The sequence below is a fragment of the Gemmata obscuriglobus genome (assembly GCF_008065095.1).
Lineage (GTDB): Bacteria > Planctomycetota > Planctomycetia > Gemmatales > Gemmataceae > Gemmata > Gemmata obscuriglobus.
Map to the genome: position 1 here is coordinate 97,299 of NZ_CP042911.1, position 19,504 is coordinate 116,802.

The following is a 19,504-nucleotide window of genomic DNA, read 5'->3' on the forward strand; positions in this document are numbered from 1 at the left end:
GGTTGAGCCGCACGGGGACACCTGGAGGGGCAGTCGCTACACCACTTCACAAGGAAGCGTTAACAGGTCGGCCGGTGCCGGCCCGGCGCCCGGGTTCGCGGGCGCGTCGGGCTTTCGCTCGGACCGAGAAACTGCCAGGACGCGCACCACACGTGAAGCTTTTCTTTTTGCTTTCAAACGTCTCGGATGTCGCTGCGACGGAACGGCTGACGCTCCTCGCGGGTGGCTTACCGCGCGATCGGTTCGAGATAACAGTCGGTGTACTCGGTCCGGCGACCGGTGCCGCTCCCGACGCCCTTCGTGCCGCCCGTGTACCGGTGCTCGCGTTGCCGCTGCGGAACGCCATCGATTTCAGCGGAATGCGCCGGCTCCGGCACGCGGTCCGCGACTTCAACCCGGCGGTGCTGCACGCGGTCGGAGCGGACGCGGTGCGCGCGGCCCGGCTGTGCCTGTCCCGCTCCGAGGACGGCAACCGCCCGCGGTTCGTTGCGTCAGTGGGGACCGCCTTGGAGGGCGGGCTCGGCGGCTGGCTGACGGCCCGCCAGGTGCGCGGTGCGGACCGTGTCATCGCGACCGGGTGGGGCGAGGCCGAGCGCTACCGTGCGGCCGGCGTACTCGGTGAGCGGCTCACCCGCATTTCGCCTGCGGCGGGACAGCCGGTCGAACCACCGGACCGGGCCGCGTTCTGTCGAGAGATCGGTGCGCCCGCCGACGCGCACATGATCTTCACCGGCGGGCGGCTCGAAGCTGCCTACGGGCTGAAGGACGCAACGGTCGCGTTTGACATGATGCGGTACGTGTCGCCCGCGTTAAATCTGGTGTTCACCGGGGACGGCCCGGACCGGGCTGTCGCGGAGGACCTCGGGCGGGCGCTGGCGTTCGATGACTTTCGGTTACGGTTCACCGGGGACCGCTCGGACCTGGCGGCCGTCACGCGGTTGGCAGCACAGGTGTGGGTGCTGTGTGCCCGCGGGGGTGAATGGCTCGCGCTGCGGGCGATGGCGGCGGGGCGCCCGGTACTGGCGTTCCGCACTCCGGAGCTGGAAGAGATCATCGAAGACGGCGAAACGGGCGTACTGGTGGCGCCGGGCGATCGTGCCGCTCTCGCAACGAAAGCCCAGGAGTTGCTTGCCGATCCCGAGGAGACGGTGCGCATCGGAGAAGCGGGGCGGGCGCGGGTTGCGGAGCGGTTCAGCTCCGCCCGGTTCATCGAGCAACACATCCGAGTGTACCAGGAACTAGGCGGCTAAACCGCTCGTTCCGACTTGACGCCCCGGAGCGCCAGGAAGTTGCGCAAAATGGTAGGGCCTTCCACGGTGAGGAAGCTTTCGGGGTGAAACTGGACCCCGTGCAGCGGCCACACCTTGTGCCGCACGCCCATAATCTCGCCTTCCGCGGTCCAGGCCGACACCTCGAAGTCCGGATTGGTCCACGTTTCTTTCTTGATGACCAGCGAGTGATACCGGGTGGCGTCGAACGGGTTGCTCATGCCCGCGAACAAGCCCTTCCCGTCGTGATGGATCGGCGACACCTTGCCGTGCATGATGCGCGAGTTGCGGATCACCTCGCCGCCGAACGTGTGCCCGATGCACTGGTGCCCGAGGCACACGCCGAAGACCGGAGTCGTGGGCGCGAACCGCGTGAGCACGTCGTTGGAGATGCCCGCTTCCTTGGGGGTACACGGCCCCGGCGAAATGACGATGTGCGTCGGCGCAAGGGCGGCGATCGCGTCCAGCGTGATCTGGTCGTTGCGCACGACCTTCATGGGGAGGTGCGCGTCGATTTCACCGAACCGCTGGACGAGGTTGTAGGTGAACGAGTCGTAGTTGTCGATCAGAAGAATCATTGGGACATTGTATGGGCGCGCCGGCGGTCAGGGCCGGTCGTTAGTTACGGTGCCGAACTCGCAGCGGATCGGGCTCGCTCCCCGACCCAAACGGGGTCGGGGAGCGAGTCACACGGATCAGTTCTTTGGCGGCGGCGGTGGCGGAGAAGGAGGTTGTACGACCCCCGGTTTACCATCGGGCGGTGCCGACACAGGGGCCGTGGGGCCGCTGCTTGAGCTGCCGCAACCGACAAGCTGCGCCGTAAGAATCAAGATGCCAAAAATTCTTTTCATTGTTCTGTCGTATTTCTTTGTGGTTAGAGATCAGACATCGGTTTACACATCGTTACCAATGACTTGTCCGTCGCTCATGCCGGCCCGGCGCTGCTGGTCATACCAGCGGGTGGTGAACCAATCGGTGCCGCCGCTGATCTTCTTCATTGAGACGACCGATCCGTCGCAGTTGCTGAACAGAACGATACCGCTGTGCTTGCTTCCGAACGAAACCCACGACGGCGGGTCGATGGTGCCCCACGCGGTCGGCAGGGCCCCGGCCCCCATCCAACTCGCCCGGTAGTCGCTTTGCCCGTTGCCGCCCAAGGTTTCACCGAACCCGATCGTGTTGCTCGTACCGTCCGTAATGTCCGTCAACTTCGTCTTGGAGTTAACGAAGTACGGCCCTTTGTACTGCTGATAGAAGGCGTTGGGCGCCACCGTTCCATTGTTGCTCGTGTCACCCAGTGCGCCCGCACTGGCCACATAGTTGGTCCGTCCGAGGTTCGGGTAGCCTGGACCGAACACCCCGCCGGTGAGCGTCGTGCCGGTGGTGTAGTAGTACGCGAAGATTCCCGCTGTCGGTGTGTCGCGGGCGTTATCTGACGGGCATAGGAATGTTTTGACGTGGTTGTTGGCTGCGGTCCAGCTCGCCCCGCCCCACCACGACCCACCCGTCGCCGGGATCGTCAATTTCGTTTGCTCGATCAGCTTGAAAATGTTGTCCTGTTCAATGAACGGCGACAGGTACGCGAGCGACCCGACGTAGCTGGCGGAGTTGAAGCCGGGCGGCAGGCACTCGTTCGCGCTGGCGTAGTTGTGCGCCGCGAGGCTGATCTGCTTAAGGTTGTTGCTGCACGACATCCGAGCCGCGGCTTCGCGGACCTTCTGGACCGCAGGGAGCAAGAGACCGATCAAGATCGCGATGATCGCGATTACCACCAGCAATTCAATCAGTGTGAAGGCCCCGCGCAGTGCGCGGGGAGTGCGAGTACGGAACATCGGCGAGCCTCCGAGTCCACCCGGGGAGCAGCGTGAAGCAGGGGAAATACAGATCCTGTCATCAACGCGCAGCGCCACCAGTTGTTGTTGGGTGTGTTCACCCACAAGAAATAAGATGTCACAAATACAAATGGGCGGTTTGCGGGAGGATGGGAGGCGATTGTCGTGCAGCGGTTGCGAGGACCGCCACTCTTGCGAAGAAGACAACCGGGATAATCCCGCAGAGGTAGTTATCGGTAATTTTACGTTCGGTGGCAACGGAAATTACATGCCGCCTACATTTTAAGCGATCTCAAAGGATGAAGTTATTGGTAACTAAACTAAAATGACGTTTTGTCAGCCCTGACGAGTCGGAAGTTTCTGAGCGCTGTTCGCCGTGGCGTCGTATTTGTCCTTCGCCTCTTCGGCCGGTACCAGTTCCAGGTAGCTATCGCTCGCGGGCAGGTCGTACCACGCGCCGTCGGCAAAATCGACGAGCGCGCGGCCACCGAAGTTAACCGTAACGACTCGCCCGACCTTCCCGACGAACCGGGTGTACTCCGCGTGGCCCTGTTTGACGCGCACGAACCGGTCCGTCCAGATTTGCCGGAGGGCCTCGGTTTCGTCGGGTGTTGGGAAGCGCATCGTCTGTCCTCACCGAGCGACCCGCTCGCTAAGCAGGCGGTCGTGGTTGCACTGCGCTTTTGACGAGCCGCGACCGCCAGGGAGCGGGTGACGAATCCAGCTCCCTGGCGGTCGCGGCTCGTTTTCAAACATTACAAGCAGCCTCGGCCGTGTGCTTAGACCCAGGGCGGTTACCGCGTCTCGGTTGCCGTTCATCGTTACGGCTCCCTTTCCGTTCACCCGCGAAACGCTTTCGGGCCGTGGCTCGGCGGATCGAAGTCGATGGATTTCAGGAACCGCAAGGCGTCCGCGGCGCCGTACTCGCGGTCCATTCCCGGGTCGTGCCAGTCCACCGACAGCGGCCCGTCGTAGCCGATCGCGTTCAGCGTGCGAACGATGCTCACCCAGTCGATTCCGCCGTGCCCCGGCGAGCGGAACTGCCACCCGGCGCGGGGGTCGCCGCTGGGCCAGTAGCCCGCCAGCACGCCGGCCCGCCCGTTCAGCGTAAGCTGCGCGTCTTTGATGTGGACATGATAAATGCGGTCGGGGAACCGACGCAAGAACTCGACCGGGTCGAACCCCTGCCAGTGCATGTGGCTCGGGTCGAACGTGAACCCGAACTCCTCGCGCCCGTCGAGGGCGTCGAGCACCAGTTCTGCCGAGTACAAGTCGAACGCGAGTTGACCGGGGTGGACCTCGCACGCGAACCGCACCCCGGCCTCGCGCGCGGCGTCGAGGATCGGGTGCCACTGGCGCGCGAACTGCCTGAGCGCGTCGGAAATGACATCCGGGCGCGGGGCCGGGTAACCCGCGACGTATCCCCAAATGGGGGACCCCGTGAACCCGCTGACCACGCCGGCCCCGAGCCGCTCGGCCAGGCGGAACGTGGCCTTCATCTCCTCGGCGGCGCGCTGCTGCACCCCTTCGGGCGAACCGTCCCCCCAAACGTAGTCCGGGAGCAGGGACTGGTGCCGCTTGTCGATGACATCGCAAACGGCCTGACCGATCTTGTGGTTTGCGATAACCGGAACTTGGAGGTCCTGCCGCGCGAGGAGGTCCAGGCGGGCCGGCGAGTAGCCGTCGTCGGACAAGCCGCGCTGCACCTCGAGGTGATCGCCCCAGCAGCACAGCTCGAACCCCGAGTAACCCCACCCCGCCGCTTTGGTCGCCAGCGAATCGAGCGGGAGGTCGGCCCACGGGCCGCTGAACAGCAGGATCGGTCGTCCCATGGACGTGCTCACAAGGGACCAAGAGCGAGGGATGTGCTCGCAGCTTACGCGAGTAAGAGCAAATTTTGAAGGCGGGTAGGGCACTCAATAACGGAGCGGAAGGCCGGTGCGGCGCCCGCCAGACATCAAGTGTCCGGCGGGCGCCGCACCGGCCTCCCGCTCTGAGCGATCGGCACGGCTCTCGGAAGTCCGCTTACCCCAGTGGGGTATTGTCGTCGGTCGCGGGCTTCTTCGGCTCTTCGATCGTAGGTGCCGGCTTCGCCTCTTCGATCTTGGGCGCCGGTTTCGGCTCCTCGATCTTGGGCGCCGGTTTCGGCTCCTCGATCTTTGGGGCCGGGGGCGGGCTGACGACCGCTGGCGGGTTGTACGGCAACGTTTCGGGAGCAACCGGGTTCGCCGGTGCAGGTGCCGGTGCAGCGGGCTTGTTCAGCGGGCCGCCCAGCGTAACCGGAACGTCCGCGGGGGCCGGGCCGGGAGCGGGCGCCGATTTCGGCGCCTCAACGAAGGGGGCCGGCTCCTCGTCTTCGTACACCTCTTCCAGTTCCGCCTCGTCCACCTTCTTCCGCATCAGGAAGTAGATCATCGTGGCGGACGACCAGAAGAAGCTGTAGCTGAACCCGAGCATCATCAGGAACGCGAGCGTGAGCCAGAAGCACACGATCCCGGCGCCCCAGCGGTTGTACGCCCAGAACTCCTCCTTCGCGGCCTTGTACGTTTCCGGGTTCGCCGGGGCGTACTGGTACACCTCGCGCACCCGCTTGGCCGGGTCGGCCGTTTCCTTGCCGTCTTGGTCGAGGGGTACCCACCGCCCCTGCACGGCGTAGGGGCTGTCCTTGGTGAGCAGCTCCTTCCACCCGAACGACTCGGGCGCGTAGACGAACAGGTACTCGGGTTTGCGGTCCTGCCACACGGCGCTGGCCGTCAGGCCCACGGCCCACTTCCCGACGTACACCGCCACGGACGCGAAGAACAGCACGAACAGCGTCACGGCCGCGCCGTAGGCGACCGCGACCAGCCAGTTCCACAGGTAGTGCCACGGCGCCTGGTAGACGTAGTTCAGCGAGCGGCTCAGCGCGTCGAACGTGTCGCTCTGGTCGCCCTCGACGGACAGCGTGCAGTACATCATCGGGTAGCCGACCAGCCCGATGAGGAACACCGTCATGATGGCCCCGCCGATGATGACCGCGGGCAGCCCGAACCCGAGCAGCACGATGTCGCCGATGAACGGGATCAGGGCCAGCAGCCCGTACCCGATCAGCCCGAGCACCACGACGGCGATGATGAGCAGCGGCACCAGCGGCGCGCCCAGGTAGCTCACGTACCGGTTCGCCACGAACAGCACGGCCTGCTTCAGCGTGATCGGCCCCTTGTTCGCGAGCTGCACCGCCGCGAGCCGGGTGATGACGCCGCCGCAGAACGCCCACACCGCCACGTTGCTCAGCAGCACCAGGAACAGGTAGAACCGGGTTTGCAGGCTGACCCCCGGCGACAGCAGCTTCGCCACCGGCAGCAGGAGCTTGACCAGCGGCTCCACGAGCACCGGCACGGACCCGCTGACGAACTCGCGGGACGTGTGCTCGCGGTCCGCGGCGCTGCCGCCGAGCAGGTCGGTGAAGAGCAGGAACGGGTTCGGGCCGCGGTACTCGTACCACGGGAGCGTGCGGAGCCGCCCGCCGGGGCCGGCCAGCGCGTCGAGTTGCTGCCACTGCTTGTAGTCGCGCTCGAACCGCTCTTTGCCGATCCGGCTGTAGTCGTCCTGACTGTAGTTTTCCCCGTTCGCCTTGGTCTGGCCGGCGAGGTCCTGGGCCATCGCGTTGTTGCTGTAATCCGGGTCGTTCGGGAGCGGGGCCTTGTAGTAAAAAATGTTCGACAGCAGCCACCAGGAGAGCGACATCACGAAGATGCCGAGTGCGGCGACGAGCAACTTGCGCGGGTCCAGGGCGACCTGGAAGCAGCGGAAGATGTTGGTCCACGGCAGAGCCGCGCGATAATTGAACCCGGCGGATTGTTCGTGTCCGTCGGCCATACAGGCTCCTCGGGGCAAAGATACGAGTCGTGTTGCGGCGCCGGCGGGCGTCCGCGGGACAGGGGGGGATTATACCCGCCCCGGCGAACGCGGCAATCTGCCCTGAGTTAGAGCCGGAATCGAGAGGCCGGAGCCGGGATTCTTGGGGCGAAGGAAGCTGGTGCCATCGAGCCCGCTCCCGTGCGCTCGCCTCTCCGCCGCGCCTGTGATCCGTTGTCTTTGCTCCCGACCGCGGTCACCGCCACAACGCGGGGCGCCGCGTGCCCTGGCGAGGGCACGCGGCGACCGCATCTGGGGATGGGGAGGTCGTCCCGGCACAGGTTAGAAGAAGAACCCGACGCCGATGTTGAACCCGTGCAGCAACCGGAAGTACTTGGTCGCGTAGTTCGGGTCGATGTTCCCGAAGTTGAACCCGACCGGGTCCTTCATGTACCGCGTGTTGAAGAACGTCATCGCGCTGTACCCGACCCGCAGTTGCACCCCTTCGACCGGGTACATCCACAGGTTCACGTCGGCGGTCAGGCTGGGCACCAGCGACCACGTGTTGCGCCCGTACTTGGACTGCGTGGTGTCGTCGCCCAGCTTGTACTTGGCCCGGCCCTTGACCACGTCGAGGTACGCGGCGGCGGTCAGGTCGGAGCTGAGCGAGAACATGTTCCCCAGGTAGATCTCGTGCCCGCACCCGACGAACAAACCGTACATCCGCTGCGAGAGCGTGTTGGAATACTCGGCGGCGCTCTGCGGGGTCGAGTTGCCGGTCTGGTCGAGGTCCACGGTGCGCCAGGTGAACCGCTCGAAGAACCAGGCGAACCGCGCCCCGCCGAGGCCGTAGACGCTGCTGTACTCGGTCGCGAACATCGGCATCCGCATCCCCAGTTCGGCCTGCTGGTACCGCTGGGTGAACTTGCTGTCCATCACGTCGGCCGCGTTCCACAGGCCGGCGGTGTTGTTCCCGGCGTTGCCGACGTCGAAGTTCGTGTCCTGGGTCGGCCCGTTGAAGAACGTGGTGAAGTTGTACACCGGGGACGACAGGAACGTGTCGGTCAGGTCCCCGTTGGACCGGAACCCGAGCGGGTACTGGGTCGCCCCGGACGAGTACTGGGCGTCGAACAACTGCAAGTACTTCAAGTAAACGCGGGTGCCGGTGTCGAACTTGTACCCGATCTCGGCGACGAACCCGGGCTGGTAAGTGCCGGCCCCACCGGACTTGGTGTTCAGGGCCGGCGTGCCGCTGCCCAGGAACGTTCCGGGAATGCCGGTGATGGTTCCCATCGTGTCGTAAAGGCCTCGGAACCCGATGTCCTGGGGGCCGATTGCTTTCGACTGCCGGAGCATGGTGAACTCGGCGGACGTGTAGAACCCGGAGTCCCCGGCACGCCCGGTCGGGATCGGGAACGCCCCTCCGCCGGCAAAGTCCCCGTTATTAATTGGTGTCGGGAACGATTCTTGGGCGACGGCCCGTTCCGGACATGCGACCGCGACCACGGCCGCCAGTACGGCTCCCCCGATGTACCGAATGCGCATAACCCAGCTCCCCCCTTCGACGGACTGCGTGAACGACCAGCCGGTGCAGGCTCCCCAACCCGCTCCGACCTGACCCGCTGGCAAACCGGCGGGCCGATCCCCTGTGTGCGGTCCCTCTCGCCCTTGTGTGGCGGAAAGTCGCGGGACGATAACGTGCCGCCCGCCCCGGTCAACGGCTGTTGGCCCGAAAACCGTACCATTTCACGAGAATTCCCGACGTGAGGAGGCCGCCGGCGCGAAGCTGAATGTGATGCGGCAACGCACGGAAGCGGGGGCGTGAGCTGTCGGTTAGAAGGGGAGAAAGTGGGGCAAGACGGGTTCCGAGCGCGCTGCCAACGACGGCCCGTTCGGCCGCTCACGCAGACCCGTTTGGGTGCGCCAAAGAGGGCACACCCGAACGGACCGAACAAAAGAGCCGGTCACCTGCTACGGCGAGCACGGCGCGAACCTTCCGCGCCCGCGCGAGCGGGGCGAACGGTTTCTGATTGGGATGTCGGCCCGGACGAGCCGAACACGTCGTGGCGCGGATGTGACGGACATTGCCCGATCCGCGAGGAACGGATGTACCTGGCCGTGGTCGATAAGCTGTTCAGCCACCGCGTGGTGGGCGGGGCGATGGGCGCGATCCGGTGCTACGGCTTCTTCTTCTTCGTTCGCTCCAGAAGCGCTTCGTACCGTTGCTTTGCGTTGCTATCGAGATTGTCGCGGAACTTGGTCAGATCGTTTTTCGCGTGCGTCAGTTCGGACTGCAAGATTTCCGCCCGGTGTTCGAGCGATCGCACCTCAAGAGCCACCAGTTCCTTCGCCAGGGCTTGGAGCTGTTCCTCAACCGCCTTGCGCTCGTCTTCCTTCGCCGTCGTGTGCCGGGCCACGAGTACCAGCGCCTTGTTCTCCGCGGTCCACAACTTCAACTCGAGTTCGTACCGCTTCGGGTCGTCGTCCTGAATTTCCGCGAGCAGCTCTGAGACGTGGAACGTCTCCCGGATCTGCAGCTCGTAGCTCGGGCGGGCCGTTCGTTTGAGTTCTTCGAGCAGCGGGGTCAGGTCCGGGCAGTGCTTGCGCACGAAATGCAGCGCGGCGGCCTCGCGCTCCTCGGTAAAACGCGGGAGCGGATCGCCGGCGCGCGCGGCGCACGACGCACAAACGCCCAGAACGAGCGCGGCGGCTCGGACGAACACCGTTCCGGACATGAGCGAGTCCCTTGCGAGTTCGGCAGCGGGCGGACGGGAGCGTGGGCTGAGGACTTCCGGTCACAAGTCCGCTCGTCGGAAGTCGTAACGTCACAAATTCAGAAGGGGCGAGGTCTCGTGACTTTATGACTTGCTGACCTGACGACTTCGGGCCGGTAGTCCTTACGGAGCGTCGGCCTTGTGTGCGGACGAGAAGGGTGAGGGGTGCGCCAAGTTTTGGACCTTTTGTCGCCACCGGGCTTCGTCGTCGCGGGCCTTCTCGACGTGCTCGTGGCTGCTCAGTTCGGCCCAGATTTCGGCTACGGTCCGGTCGTCCCCGCACGCTGTGCCCGGCGACTCGATCGCGACCAGAACGGCCGCCTCCTGGGTGCCCGTGAGCGCGTCCGGTTCGGCCCCGGCTGCCGGCGCGGCCGTCTGGGACGCTGTTGGCGTGTGGGTCGCGGGCAACGAGGGCGGTTCGGCGTGGTCGGCGAGTGCCAGCCCGATCATCGCACAGACCGCGGCCACCGCCGCACCGCCCGTAGCCCACGTCAGCCCTCGTGACGGGGTCCACGTCAGCCGCTCGCGGAGGCCGGCGCGGAACGCCGCACCGGGTTTGGGAGCGGACTGCCCGAAGGCCGCCGCCGACAGCCGGACGGCCTCGGCCACCGCGTCGCGGGCCTCCTGGTCGAACGCGAGCCGCTCTTCGAACGTGGCCACTTCCGCCGGCCCGAGGTCGCCGGCCGCGTACCGCAGGGCGGTGGACTGGAGCGCCGGATCAGGCATATCGGGCCTCCCAAAGCTGACGGAGCTTTTTCAGCCCGTCGTGCATCCGGGCCAGTGCGGTGTTGAGCGGGCAGCCCAGTGCGGCCGCCACTTCGCGGAACGTCTTACCATCCAGGACCCGTGCCAGAATCACTTCGCGCTGGGGTCCGGGTAGCAGCGTAAGCAATTCGCGGACCCGACGGGCGTCGTCCGCGGTGTCGGCCCGCTGATCGGCCGGCCCGTCGCCGACCAGCCCGAGCAGGACCAGCGGGTCGGCCTGCGTCGGGACGCGCTTGGCCTTGCGCTTGAGCAGCATGGCCTGCCGGTAGGCGATCGTGAACAGCCACCCGCGGAACGTGTCGGCCGCGACCGCGTCGAGGTTCCGGAGCGCCTGGACGAACGTTTCCTGGAGCGCGTCCTCGGCCGCGTGGTGGTCCTTGAGTACGCCGATCAGGAAGCGGAACACCGGCTCCTCGTAACGGGCGAACAGGGCTTCCAGCGCCCCGGAGTCGCCCGCCTGAAACCGGCGGAGGAGGTCCGTGTCGGTGTCACTTGCTGCGACCATTCGTTCGTGCCCCTGCGGATCGCTGTTCCCGGTCCCGCTCACGAACGCATCCTCTTGTCACCCTTCGCGAACTTTTGCCCGCCCCGCTTCTTTTTCCGGTCGTCCTCGTCGTCCTCGTCCTCGTCTTCGTCGTCATCATCGTCTTTCTTGCCGTCCGCCTCTTCCTCGTCGGTGGACCCTTCGACTTCTTCGAAGCCGGCTTTCACTTCGGGGTTCTGGAGCATCACGATCGCGTAGATGCCGACCAGGAACGGGACGATGCCCATGACCGCCCCGACCATGGCCCACGGGTACGACGCCAGCTCTTGCATCTGACTGGCGCAGAAGCACAGCATCGCCCCCCAGAAGAAGGCGGTGACCCCGATGGTCATCTGGATGATGGCCTCTTCGGTTTCCTCTTCGCCCGGCGGGGCGTCGTTGAAAATGAGCGGGAAGGCGCCCGCAACAAGGATGAACAGCCCGATGATGCCGGTGGCCAACCCCGCGAGCGTGAGCAGGTTGCTGGGCATGACCAGCAGCGACATGGCCGGGCCGCGGGCGCTCTTCTTGTGCTTGTCCTGGATCTCGTTGAACGACGGCTTGTTCCGCTCTGCCTGTTCCTTTTCCGCCTCGGTCTCGGCGATGACGCCGTACCCCTTTTTGACCGATTCGGCGTCCTCGTCGTCGTCGACGAACGGTTTGGGCTTCGGCGGCTCGGGCTTCTTCGGCTCGTCCACGAGCTTGAGCGTGCCGGCGGCCGCGCCGCCGGGTTCCGGGACGAACGCTTGGCCGCACTTGGGGCAGTTCACGGACTTGCCGACCGCGATCCGGCTGGAGGTTTTCAGCACGACCCCGCACGCGGGGTTGGTACACGTGTACGACACGGACATTCGGCACTCCCGCGGCGAACCAGCACGACGTCGACAACAATACATGAGCGAGAAATGGCAGCGCAGGATCATCCTAACTCATCGCGGCGGTAGAAACCAGCGGCTACCGGAGATCGGGATTTGCGGCCCGCAGCGCGCGGAGCGCGACGCGAAGGGAATCGAAGGCCATTTCCTCGTCCGGTACGTCACCCAGGCGGCGCCATTCGATGCTGCGGACCGCGTCCAGGGCGGCGGCGCGTTCGGGATCGACCGCTTCCGCCGAAAAGTATAGGTCCACGACCGGGTAGAGCACCTCGCGGTAGGGGTAGAGGTTGGGGAACGAGGTGACGAACCGCAGGTTGTGCAGTTCGAGCCCGACTTCCTCGCGGACCTCGCGCCGGGTGCCCTCTTCGGCCGACTCGCCGAAATCGAGGAACCCGCCGGGCACGCCGAACTTCCCGGCGGCGGGATCTTTCTCGCGGCGGATGAGCAAAATCTGGCCATCTGACCGGAAGATGAACGCCGCGCCCGCGACGGTGGGGTTGAAGAAGAACGTGAACCCGCACCCCGGGCACTGGAGCGGGGTGTGCCCGACGTTGGCGTCCGGGCGCGGGTGGCCGCACCGCGGACAGAAGCGAAAGATCTCGGCCGGGCGCATTCGTATCCCTCCCCTGTTCCTTTCTCGAATAGGGAGAGGGAATCGAATCGCGGAGAACCCACCCCCAACCCCTCCCTGCAGGGAGGGGAGCAAACCCCTTGAGAAATGATTTGCGGATCAGACACGTTGGGCGTGTTTTGCAGAACTCCCCTCCCTGCAGGGAGGGGTTGGGGGTGGGTTCTTCGCCACACGCGCCGTTCGCCTCAACGTTTCCCCAACACCAAATCCACAACCCAGCACCCGCGAGCGTGAACCGTGTCGGCGCGGCAGTGGTTCAGGATGTCGTCGTTGTCGCAACCCGCGTCCTGAAGCGCGTCGGCGAGGATCGGCATTCGGTCGAACGCGCGGTCGTCGTAAATGCCCTGTGCGAGCGTAACGGCGGTTGACGTGCGCCAGGCGGGGGCGAATGCAACCGGGCGGAACGGGTTGCCGAAAACACAACGTGTGAGCGCCGCGAGTTGCCGTTTCTCTTCTGTTGGCTTGTTGCCCCGCGCGGAGTTGAACGGTGCCGTGGACGTTAACCGCCAGACTTTTACTGCTTCCCACACCTTGCCGCTGCAAACACCGAACAGGATGTCGTGCAGCGGCTTTGGGTCCGATTTGGCGAGTGACTGTCCGGCCATCACCCAGGCGTTCCACAAAAAATCATCTGTCGTTCCAATACCGTCGGCAAACTGCTCTGCAACTTCGACTGCTCGCTGTTGGGCGATTTGACCGATTGACGGCCAAATCCTGCGCACACAACCGACCGCGAACAGCCGGAATTTCCGCTGGCCCATTTTGGTTTGCAGCGTCGGACCGTTCCGACGTGCGTACATGAGGAGGTTAAGTGGGTTTTGTGCCGACAACCACTCCTCTTCCGTCATCGCCGCGGCCTCACGAGTTCAGCGGCTTGCCGGCCCACGCCATCCGCGCGGCCTCTCCAACGGCCTCGCTCAGGGTCGGGTGCGCGTGCGTGCAGCGGGCGATGTCCTCCGCGCTGCCCTTGTACTCCATAATCGTCACGCACTCGGCGATCAGGTCGGACGCCCGCGGGCCGAGGATGTGAACGCCGAGCACGCGGTCGGTCTTCGCGTCGGCGAGCACCTTCACGAAGCCGTCGCGCTCGTCCATCGCCTGCGCCCGCCCGGTCGCGGCGAACTTGAACTTGCCCACCCGGTACTCGACGCCCTTTTCCTTCAACTGCTCTTCGGTGAGGCCCACGCTGGCCACTTCCGGCCAGGTGTAGATGACGCTCGGGATCGCGTCGTAGTTGACGTGCGGCTTCATCCCGGCGAGCGTCTCGGCGAACACCACGCCCTCCTCGCTCGCCTTGTGGGCGAGCATCGGGCCGGTGACGAGGTCGCCGATCGCGTACACCCCGGGGACGTTGGTGCGGTAGTGCGCGTCGATCTCGACGCGGCCGCTCTTGGGGTCGTACTTCACGCCGGCTTCGTCCAGGCCGAGCCCCGCGGTGTACGGCCGCCGCCCGACGGACACCAGCACCCGGTCGCCGGTGACCTTGATCTCCTTGCCGTCCTTGCCCTGCGCGGTCACGGTGACCGAGTCGCCCTCGACCTTCGCGCCGGTCACCTTCGTTTCGAGGTGGAACTCGAACCCCTGCTTCACGAGCAGTTTGTGGACCTCGTTCGCGATCTCGCCGTCGCTGATCGCGAGGATGCGCGGCAGGAACTCGATGACCGTGACCTTCGCCCCGAGTCTTTTCCAGACCGAGCCGAGTTCCAGCCCGATGTACCCGCCGCCGACGATGATGAGGTGCTTGGGCACCGGGTTGAAGTTCAGCGCCTCGGTGCTGCCGACGACGTACTTCCCGTCGAACTTCAGGAACGGGAGTTCGATGCTCTCGCTGCCGGTGGCGAGCAGCACGTTCTTCGCTTCGAGCGTGCTCTTCGCGCCGTCCGCGGCAGTTACCTCGACCTTGTTGCCCTTCAACAGCTTGCCCGAGCCGTAAACGGGTGTGACGCCATACTTCTTGAACAGGAACGTGACCCCGCCGGTGAGGTCGCCGACGACCTTGTCCTTGCGCTTGAGCATGGTGTCGAGGTCGAGCGCGACGCTCCCGACCTTCACCCCGTGCCGCGCGAGCTTGTGCAGCGTGTGTTCGTAGGCCTCCGACGAGTCGAGCAGCGCCTTCGACGGGATGCAGCCGACGTTGAGGCACGTTCCGCCGAGCGCCTTGTTCGACCGCTTCTCGACGCACGCGGTCTTGAGCCCGAGCTGCGCCGCCCGAATGGCCGCCATGTACCCGCCGGGTCCGCCGCCGATCACCACGAGGTCGTAGCTGTCCGCCATCGAATGCCCCAACAAAAAGATTGATGGCCACAAAAAAGCACAAAGGGCACAAAAGGAAACCAAGACAGAGAGAGACCGTTTCTCTCTCTTCGCTTACTTTTGTGCCCTTTGTGCTTTTTTGTGGCCAATCTGGATTTCAAACTTCAAACAGGATGCGTTCCGGGTTCTCCACGCAGTCCTTGATGCGCACGAGGAACTGCACCGCTTCGCGGCCGTCGATCAGCCGGTGGTCGTAGCTGAGCGCCAGGTACATCATCGGCCGGACCACGACCTGATCGTTCACCACGACGGCGCGCTTCTGGATGCTGTGCATGCCCAGAATCGCCACCTGCGGCGGGTTCAGGATCGGCGTGCTCATCATCGACCCGAAGATGCCGCCGTTCGTGATGGTGAACGTGCCGCCTTCGAGGTCGGCGTAGGTGATTTTGCCGTCGCGGGCCTTCTTCGCCACGGCCGCGATCGACTTCTCGATGTCGGCGAACCCCAGCTTGTCCACGTCGCGGATCACCGGCACCATCAGCCCCTTCTCGGTGCTGACCGCGACGCCGATATCGTAGAAGTGCTGGTGGACGATCTGGTCCCCGTCGATGCGGGCGTTCACGAGTGGGAACGACTTCAGCGCCTCCACCGCTGCCTTGGCGAACACCGACATGAACCCGAGCTTCACCCCGAACTTCTTCTCGAACTTGTCGTTGTACTTCGCGCGAAGGTCTTGAATCGCGGTCATGTCGGCCTCGTTGAACGTGGTCAACGTGGCCGTGGTGTTTTGGCTGTCGAGCAGCCGGTTGGCGATGGTCTTGCGGATCTTCGACATCGGCTCGCGCGTGACGCGCTCGCCCGGCGCCCGCGGGGGCGCGCTGGGGGCGGCCGGAGCCGGCTTCGCTTCCGCCGCGGTCCGGCCGTTCGTATCGGGCGCCTTGGCGGTCGTGGCCGCGACGGCGTCTTCTTTCAGGATGCGCCCGTTCGGCCCCGTCCCCTTCACGTCCGCGGCGCTCACGCCCGCCTCGGCCAGCACGCGCGCCGCTGCCGGCGACGGGATTGCCCCGTCTTTGGACACGGGCGCCGCCGCGGCCGCTTGCGGTTTCGCCGGCGCGGGGGCTGCCCCGGCCGCGGGCGCCTTCGCGTCGGTGTCGATCTGGGCGACGGCGGCGCCGACCGGGAGCGTCTCGCCCTCTTTCACCAGGTGCTTGACCACCCCGGCGGCCGGGGCGACCACTTCCTGAGAAGCCTTGTCGGTGCCCATCTCGAAGAGCGGCTCGTCGGCCTTCACGAACGCCCCGTCCGGCTTGAACCAGCGGTTCAGTGTGCCCTCGGAGATCGATTCGCCGCCCTTCGGCATCACCACCTGCTCGATTGCCATTCGCGACCCCTGTATGAAGACGCCCACGGACGCATCCGTGGGCGCGGCGCACGCTCACCCGCTACCAATTTTACTCAGGCCCCCGGCGCGCCGGCTTTCACGCCGGTTATCGCGGTCTTGTCTTCGGCGGCGCCGGTGTGCCCGTTCGCGTGCGCGCCGTTGATCGTGGTCGCGGCGGTCTTCCACCCGACCCAGCCCGGCCCGATCGGCCCCGACGGCGTCGGCGCGAACGCCGCGTCGACAAGCAGCTTCTGCTCCAGCTCGTGAACGTGGTGCGAGCCGGTGGCGGGGCTGGCGCTGGCGTCGCGGCCGACGTACTCGAACGGGAAGCTCATGGCCCGCAGCCGCGGCTCCACGAACGACCAGCCGCCCATGTTCTGGGACTCTTCCTGCACCCAGAGGAACTCGCGGGCGCGGCGGTACTTGCTCAGCGCCGCGGAGAGCTGTGCCTCCGGCCACGGGTACAGTTGTTCCAGTCGCAGGATCGCGACCGCCTGCGTTTTCAGCTCCTCACGCTTTTTCACGAGGTCGTAGTAGACCTTGCCCGAACATACCAGCACGCGGGTGACGAGGTCCGCGCTGCCTTCGTGCGAGGGGGAACCCCCCGCGGGTTCCCCCTGCGACCCCCTCCGGTCGTCGTCGAGCACCTCGCGGAAGTGGGTGCTTCCGGCGAACTCGCTCACCGGCGACACGGCCGCGGGCAGGCGCAGGAGACTCTTGGGCGTCATCACCACGAGCGGCTTGCGGAAGCCCCGTTTCACCTGCCGCCGGAGGAGGTGGAAGTACTGCGCCGGGGTGGTCGGGTACGCGACCTGGATGTTGTCCTCGGCGCACATCTGGAGGAACCGCTCCAGGCGCGCGGAAGAGTGTTCCGGCCCCTGGCCCTCGTAGGCGTGGGGGAGCAGCAGCACCAGGCCGCTGGACCGGTTCCACTTCGACTCGCAGGACGTGAGGAACTGGTCGATGATGACCTGGGCGCCGTTGGCGAAGTCGCCGAACTGCGCCTCCCACATCACCAGCGATTCGGGATCGTCGAGCGAGTACCCGAACTCGAAACCCATCACCGCGGCTTCCGACAGCGAGCTGTCGATCACGTCGAACGGCGCCTGCTTCGGGTCGAGGGTCGTGAGCGGGTAGTAGTCGTACCCGGTCTCGTAATCGACCACCACCGCGTGCCGCTGCGTGAACGTCCCGCGGCGGCTGTCCTGACCGCTGAGCCGCACGGGGACGCCTTCCAGCACGAGCGAGCCGATCGCGAGCGCCTCGCCCGTCCCCCAATCGACGCTGCCCCGCTTCTTGATGTTCTCGGACCGGGTGAGCAGGATCTTCAACAGGTTCGGGTGGACGGTGAACCCGTCCGGGAACGTGCCGAGGGCGGTCCCGATGCGGTCCAGAACGGCGTCCCCGATGCCGGTGGCGACCGGGTCGTGCGAGTAGCGGTTGGTGAACCCCTTCCAGCGCCCGGAGAAGCCCTCCATCCCGCGCTTCTTGGTCTCGCCCTTCTTCACCATCTCCTTGACCTGCTGGTGCGCCGCCTCGAGCTGGCTGCGGTACGCCGCGGCGACCGCCTCGGCGTCGCGCAGGGACTCGGAGAGCTTCTGGTCGAACTCGCGCACGATGTCCGCGACCACGGCCTCCGTGACGCTCGGGTCCTCGGTGGCGCCGGCGAGCTTCGCCGCGTAGATGGTCGAGAGCGGCTTCTTCTGCGCGATCACCTTGGCCTGGAGGGGCTGCGTGTAGCCCGGGTTGTCGCCCTCGTTGTGCCCCCACCGGCGGTAGCACACGAGGTCGATCACCACGTCGCACTTGAACTGCTGGCGGAACTCCAGCGCGAACTCCGCGGCGGCGACGCACGCCTCCGGGTCCTCCGCGTTGACGTGCAGGATGGGCGCCTGGATGAACTTCGCGATGTCGGTGCAGTACTGCGTGCTGCGGCTGTCGCGCGGGTTGGTGGTGAACCCGATCTGGTTGTTCACCACGACGTGGATGGTGCCGCCGGTGCGGTACCCGGCGAGGTTCATCAGGTTGAACGTCTCCATGATGACGCCCTGGCCCGCGAACGCCGCGTCGCCGTGGATGAGCACGGGCACGCCGGTGACGCGCTCCTTGTCGCCGTGCCTGCGCTGCTTGGCCCGCACCCGGCCCTCGACCACCGGGTTCACGATCTCCAGGTGGCTCGGGTTGGGGGTGACGGAGAGGTGGACCGTACCGCCGTCGGCCGTCTCGACGTCCGCCGAGAACCCGAGGTGGTACTTCACGTCGCCGTCGCCGTCGTGCGTCGAGAGCGGGAGGTAGTTGTCCTCGAACTCGTTGAAGATCTCGCTGAACGGCTTGTGCAGCGTGTTGGCGAGCACGTTCAGGCGGCCGCGGTGGGCCATCCCGATGACCACCTCTTTCACCCCGAGCGACGGCCCCTTCTCGATGATCGCGTCGAGCACCGGGATGAGGGTCTCGCCGCCCTCGAGCGAGAACCGCTTCTGGCCCACGTACTTGGTGTGCAGGAACTTCTCGAACAGCTCGGCCTGGTGCAGGGTGAGCAGGATGCGGTACTTCTGCCGCAGCTTCAGCATCGGCCGGTTGCAGGTCGGTTCCAGCCGGGAGGCGATCCAGGAGCGCACGTCGAGCGAGTCGATGTGCATGTACTCGATGCCGGTGGTGCCGCAGTAGGTGGCTTTGAGGGTGGTGAGCAGGTCGCGAAGGGTGGCCGGGCCGTTCAGCCCGTAGTACATGCTGCCGTCGATGGTGCGATCGAGGTCGGCTTCCGAGAGCCCGAAGTTCTCGAGTTTGAGAAGGGGGCAGGGCGGGGGCGGGTCACTGGCGAGCGGGTTCACGTCGGCCTGGAGGTGTCCGGCCTGTCGGTACCAGAACACGAGCCGCGTGACGCCCGTTTGCACCCGAAGGTCGGCCGAACTCGCGGCCCCGCTTCCACTTCCGCCGGCCGGCGCGGCCCCGCCGGGGAGCGTGCCGGCGAACTGCATTCCCGCGAAGAACGCCTGCCACGTCTGGTCGACCGAGTTCTTGTCTTGCTGCCACCGGCGGAACTGTGCTTCGACGTATTCGCCGTTCTCGCTGAACATTACAAGCTCCGGTGGGCACGCACGGGCGGCAGGAGGGAGAGGTAAAGTTACTGATAGCGGCGCGCGCGCCCCGGACAAGGCAGGCGGCCTGCAACCATTATACCGACGAGTCCCCGTGCCGTTTCTTGCGCGCCGGTGCCAACTTTCGTCGCCATTCGAGCCCGTTGTCGATGGTGCCCGACTCGTGAGCGCCGTGAAAGGGCCGCTTCCCGTCGCCGTTTTGCTGAGGCCGTGCCCGGTCGGACCGATTCCCCGTCTGCGTTGCTGATAAACTGGGACCGCTGGCGA

16 protein-coding genes are annotated in these 19,504 nt (G+C 65.9%); 1 reads left to right on the forward strand and 15 read right to left on the reverse strand.

From position 1 onward, the window contains the following. Positions 1-152: 152 nt before the first annotated feature. Entirely contained in the window at positions 153-1,250 is a 1,098-nt protein-coding gene (locus GobsT_RS00515) for a glycosyltransferase family 4 protein (RefSeq protein ID WP_071529260.1), read from the forward strand. Here GobsT_RS00515 and GobsT_RS00520 read toward each other — a convergent pair. From GobsT_RS00520 to GobsT_RS00590, 15 genes are all read right to left on the reverse strand, one after another. After that, the gene (locus GobsT_RS00520) at positions 1,247-1,846 is read right to left on the reverse strand and encodes an anthranilate synthase component II (protein WP_010037657.1); all 600 of its coding nucleotides are present in this window, start codon (positions 1,844-1,846) and stop codon (positions 1,247-1,249) included. The two genes, GobsT_RS00515 and GobsT_RS00520, sit on opposite strands and share 4 nt — an antisense overlap. Positions 1,847-2,161: 315 nt before the next feature. Then, positions 2,162-3,100, reverse strand: coding sequence for a DUF1559 family PulG-like putative transporter (locus tag GobsT_RS00525; RefSeq protein WP_010037655.1), 939 nt, complete (start codon positions 3,098-3,100; stop codon positions 2,162-2,164). 336 nt (positions 3,101-3,436) lie between these two features. Further along, on the reverse strand, positions 3,437-3,724 hold the full coding sequence (locus GobsT_RS00530; protein WP_010037653.1) for a hypothetical protein: 288 nt from the start codon (positions 3,722-3,724) through the stop codon (positions 3,437-3,439). Positions 3,725-3,939: 215 nt separating this feature from the next. Continuing rightward, entirely contained in the window at positions 3,940-4,932 is a 993-nt protein-coding gene (locus GobsT_RS00535; protein WP_010053572.1) for a sugar phosphate isomerase/epimerase family protein, read from the reverse strand. Between the two features lie 193 nt (positions 4,933-5,125). Continuing rightward, positions 5,126-6,958 (reverse strand): hypothetical protein, encoded by a 1,833-nt coding sequence (locus GobsT_RS00540; RefSeq protein ID WP_010052876.1) that lies wholly within the window; start codon positions 6,956-6,958, stop codon positions 5,126-5,128. Between the two features lie 321 nt (positions 6,959-7,279). Next, positions 7,280-8,482, reverse strand: coding sequence for a hypothetical protein (locus tag GobsT_RS00545; protein WP_010040879.1), 1,203 nt, complete (start codon positions 8,480-8,482; stop codon positions 7,280-7,282). 632 nt (positions 8,483-9,114) lie between these two features. Then, positions 9,115-9,672 (reverse strand): hypothetical protein, encoded by a 558-nt coding sequence (locus GobsT_RS00550; RefSeq protein ID WP_010040878.1) that lies wholly within the window; start codon positions 9,670-9,672, stop codon positions 9,115-9,117. Positions 9,673-9,834: 162 nt separating this feature from the next. Beyond that, positions 9,835-10,437, reverse strand: coding sequence for a hypothetical protein (locus GobsT_RS00555; RefSeq protein ID WP_010040877.1), 603 nt, complete (start codon positions 10,435-10,437; stop codon positions 9,835-9,837). After that, positions 10,430-10,981 carry an RNA polymerase sigma factor gene (locus GobsT_RS00560; protein ID WP_033198421.1) on the reverse strand — a complete coding sequence of 184 codons (552 nt, stop codon included), beginning with the start codon at positions 10,979-10,981 and terminating at the stop codon, positions 10,430-10,432. The genes GobsT_RS00555 and GobsT_RS00560 overlap by 8 nt, the downstream gene beginning before the upstream one ends. Positions 10,982-11,019: 38 nt before the next feature. Beyond that, on the reverse strand, positions 11,020-11,850 hold the full coding sequence (locus GobsT_RS37380) for a hypothetical protein (protein WP_010040871.1): 831 nt from the start codon (positions 11,848-11,850) through the stop codon (positions 11,020-11,022). Between the two features lie 103 nt (positions 11,851-11,953). Beyond that, complete coding sequence (locus GobsT_RS00570; RefSeq protein ID WP_010040869.1) at positions 11,954-12,487, reverse strand: NUDIX hydrolase; 534 nt, start codon at positions 12,485-12,487, stop codon at positions 11,954-11,956. A gap of 203 nt (positions 12,488-12,690) precedes the next feature. Continuing rightward, on the reverse strand, positions 12,691-13,353 hold the full coding sequence (locus tag GobsT_RS39235) for a hypothetical protein (protein WP_232068317.1): 663 nt from the start codon (positions 13,351-13,353) through the stop codon (positions 12,691-12,693). A gap of 10 nt (positions 13,354-13,363) precedes the next feature. Beyond that, positions 13,364-14,779: a dihydrolipoyl dehydrogenase gene (gene lpdA / locus GobsT_RS00580; RefSeq protein ID WP_010040864.1), complete on the reverse strand. Its 1,416-nt coding sequence runs from the start codon at positions 14,777-14,779 to the stop codon at positions 13,364-13,366. A gap of 136 nt (positions 14,780-14,915) precedes the next feature. Further along, positions 14,916-16,139, reverse strand: a complete 1,224-nt coding sequence (odhB, locus tag GobsT_RS00585; RefSeq protein ID WP_010040862.1) for a 2-oxoglutarate dehydrogenase complex dihydrolipoyllysine-residue succinyltransferase — start codon at positions 16,137-16,139, stop codon at positions 14,916-14,918. Between the two features lie 74 nt (positions 16,140-16,213). After that, positions 16,214-19,216: a 2-oxoglutarate dehydrogenase E1 component gene (locus tag GobsT_RS00590; protein ID WP_010040860.1), complete on the reverse strand. Its 3,003-nt coding sequence runs from the start codon at positions 19,214-19,216 to the stop codon at positions 16,214-16,216. Positions 19,217-19,504: the final 288 nt, after the last annotated feature.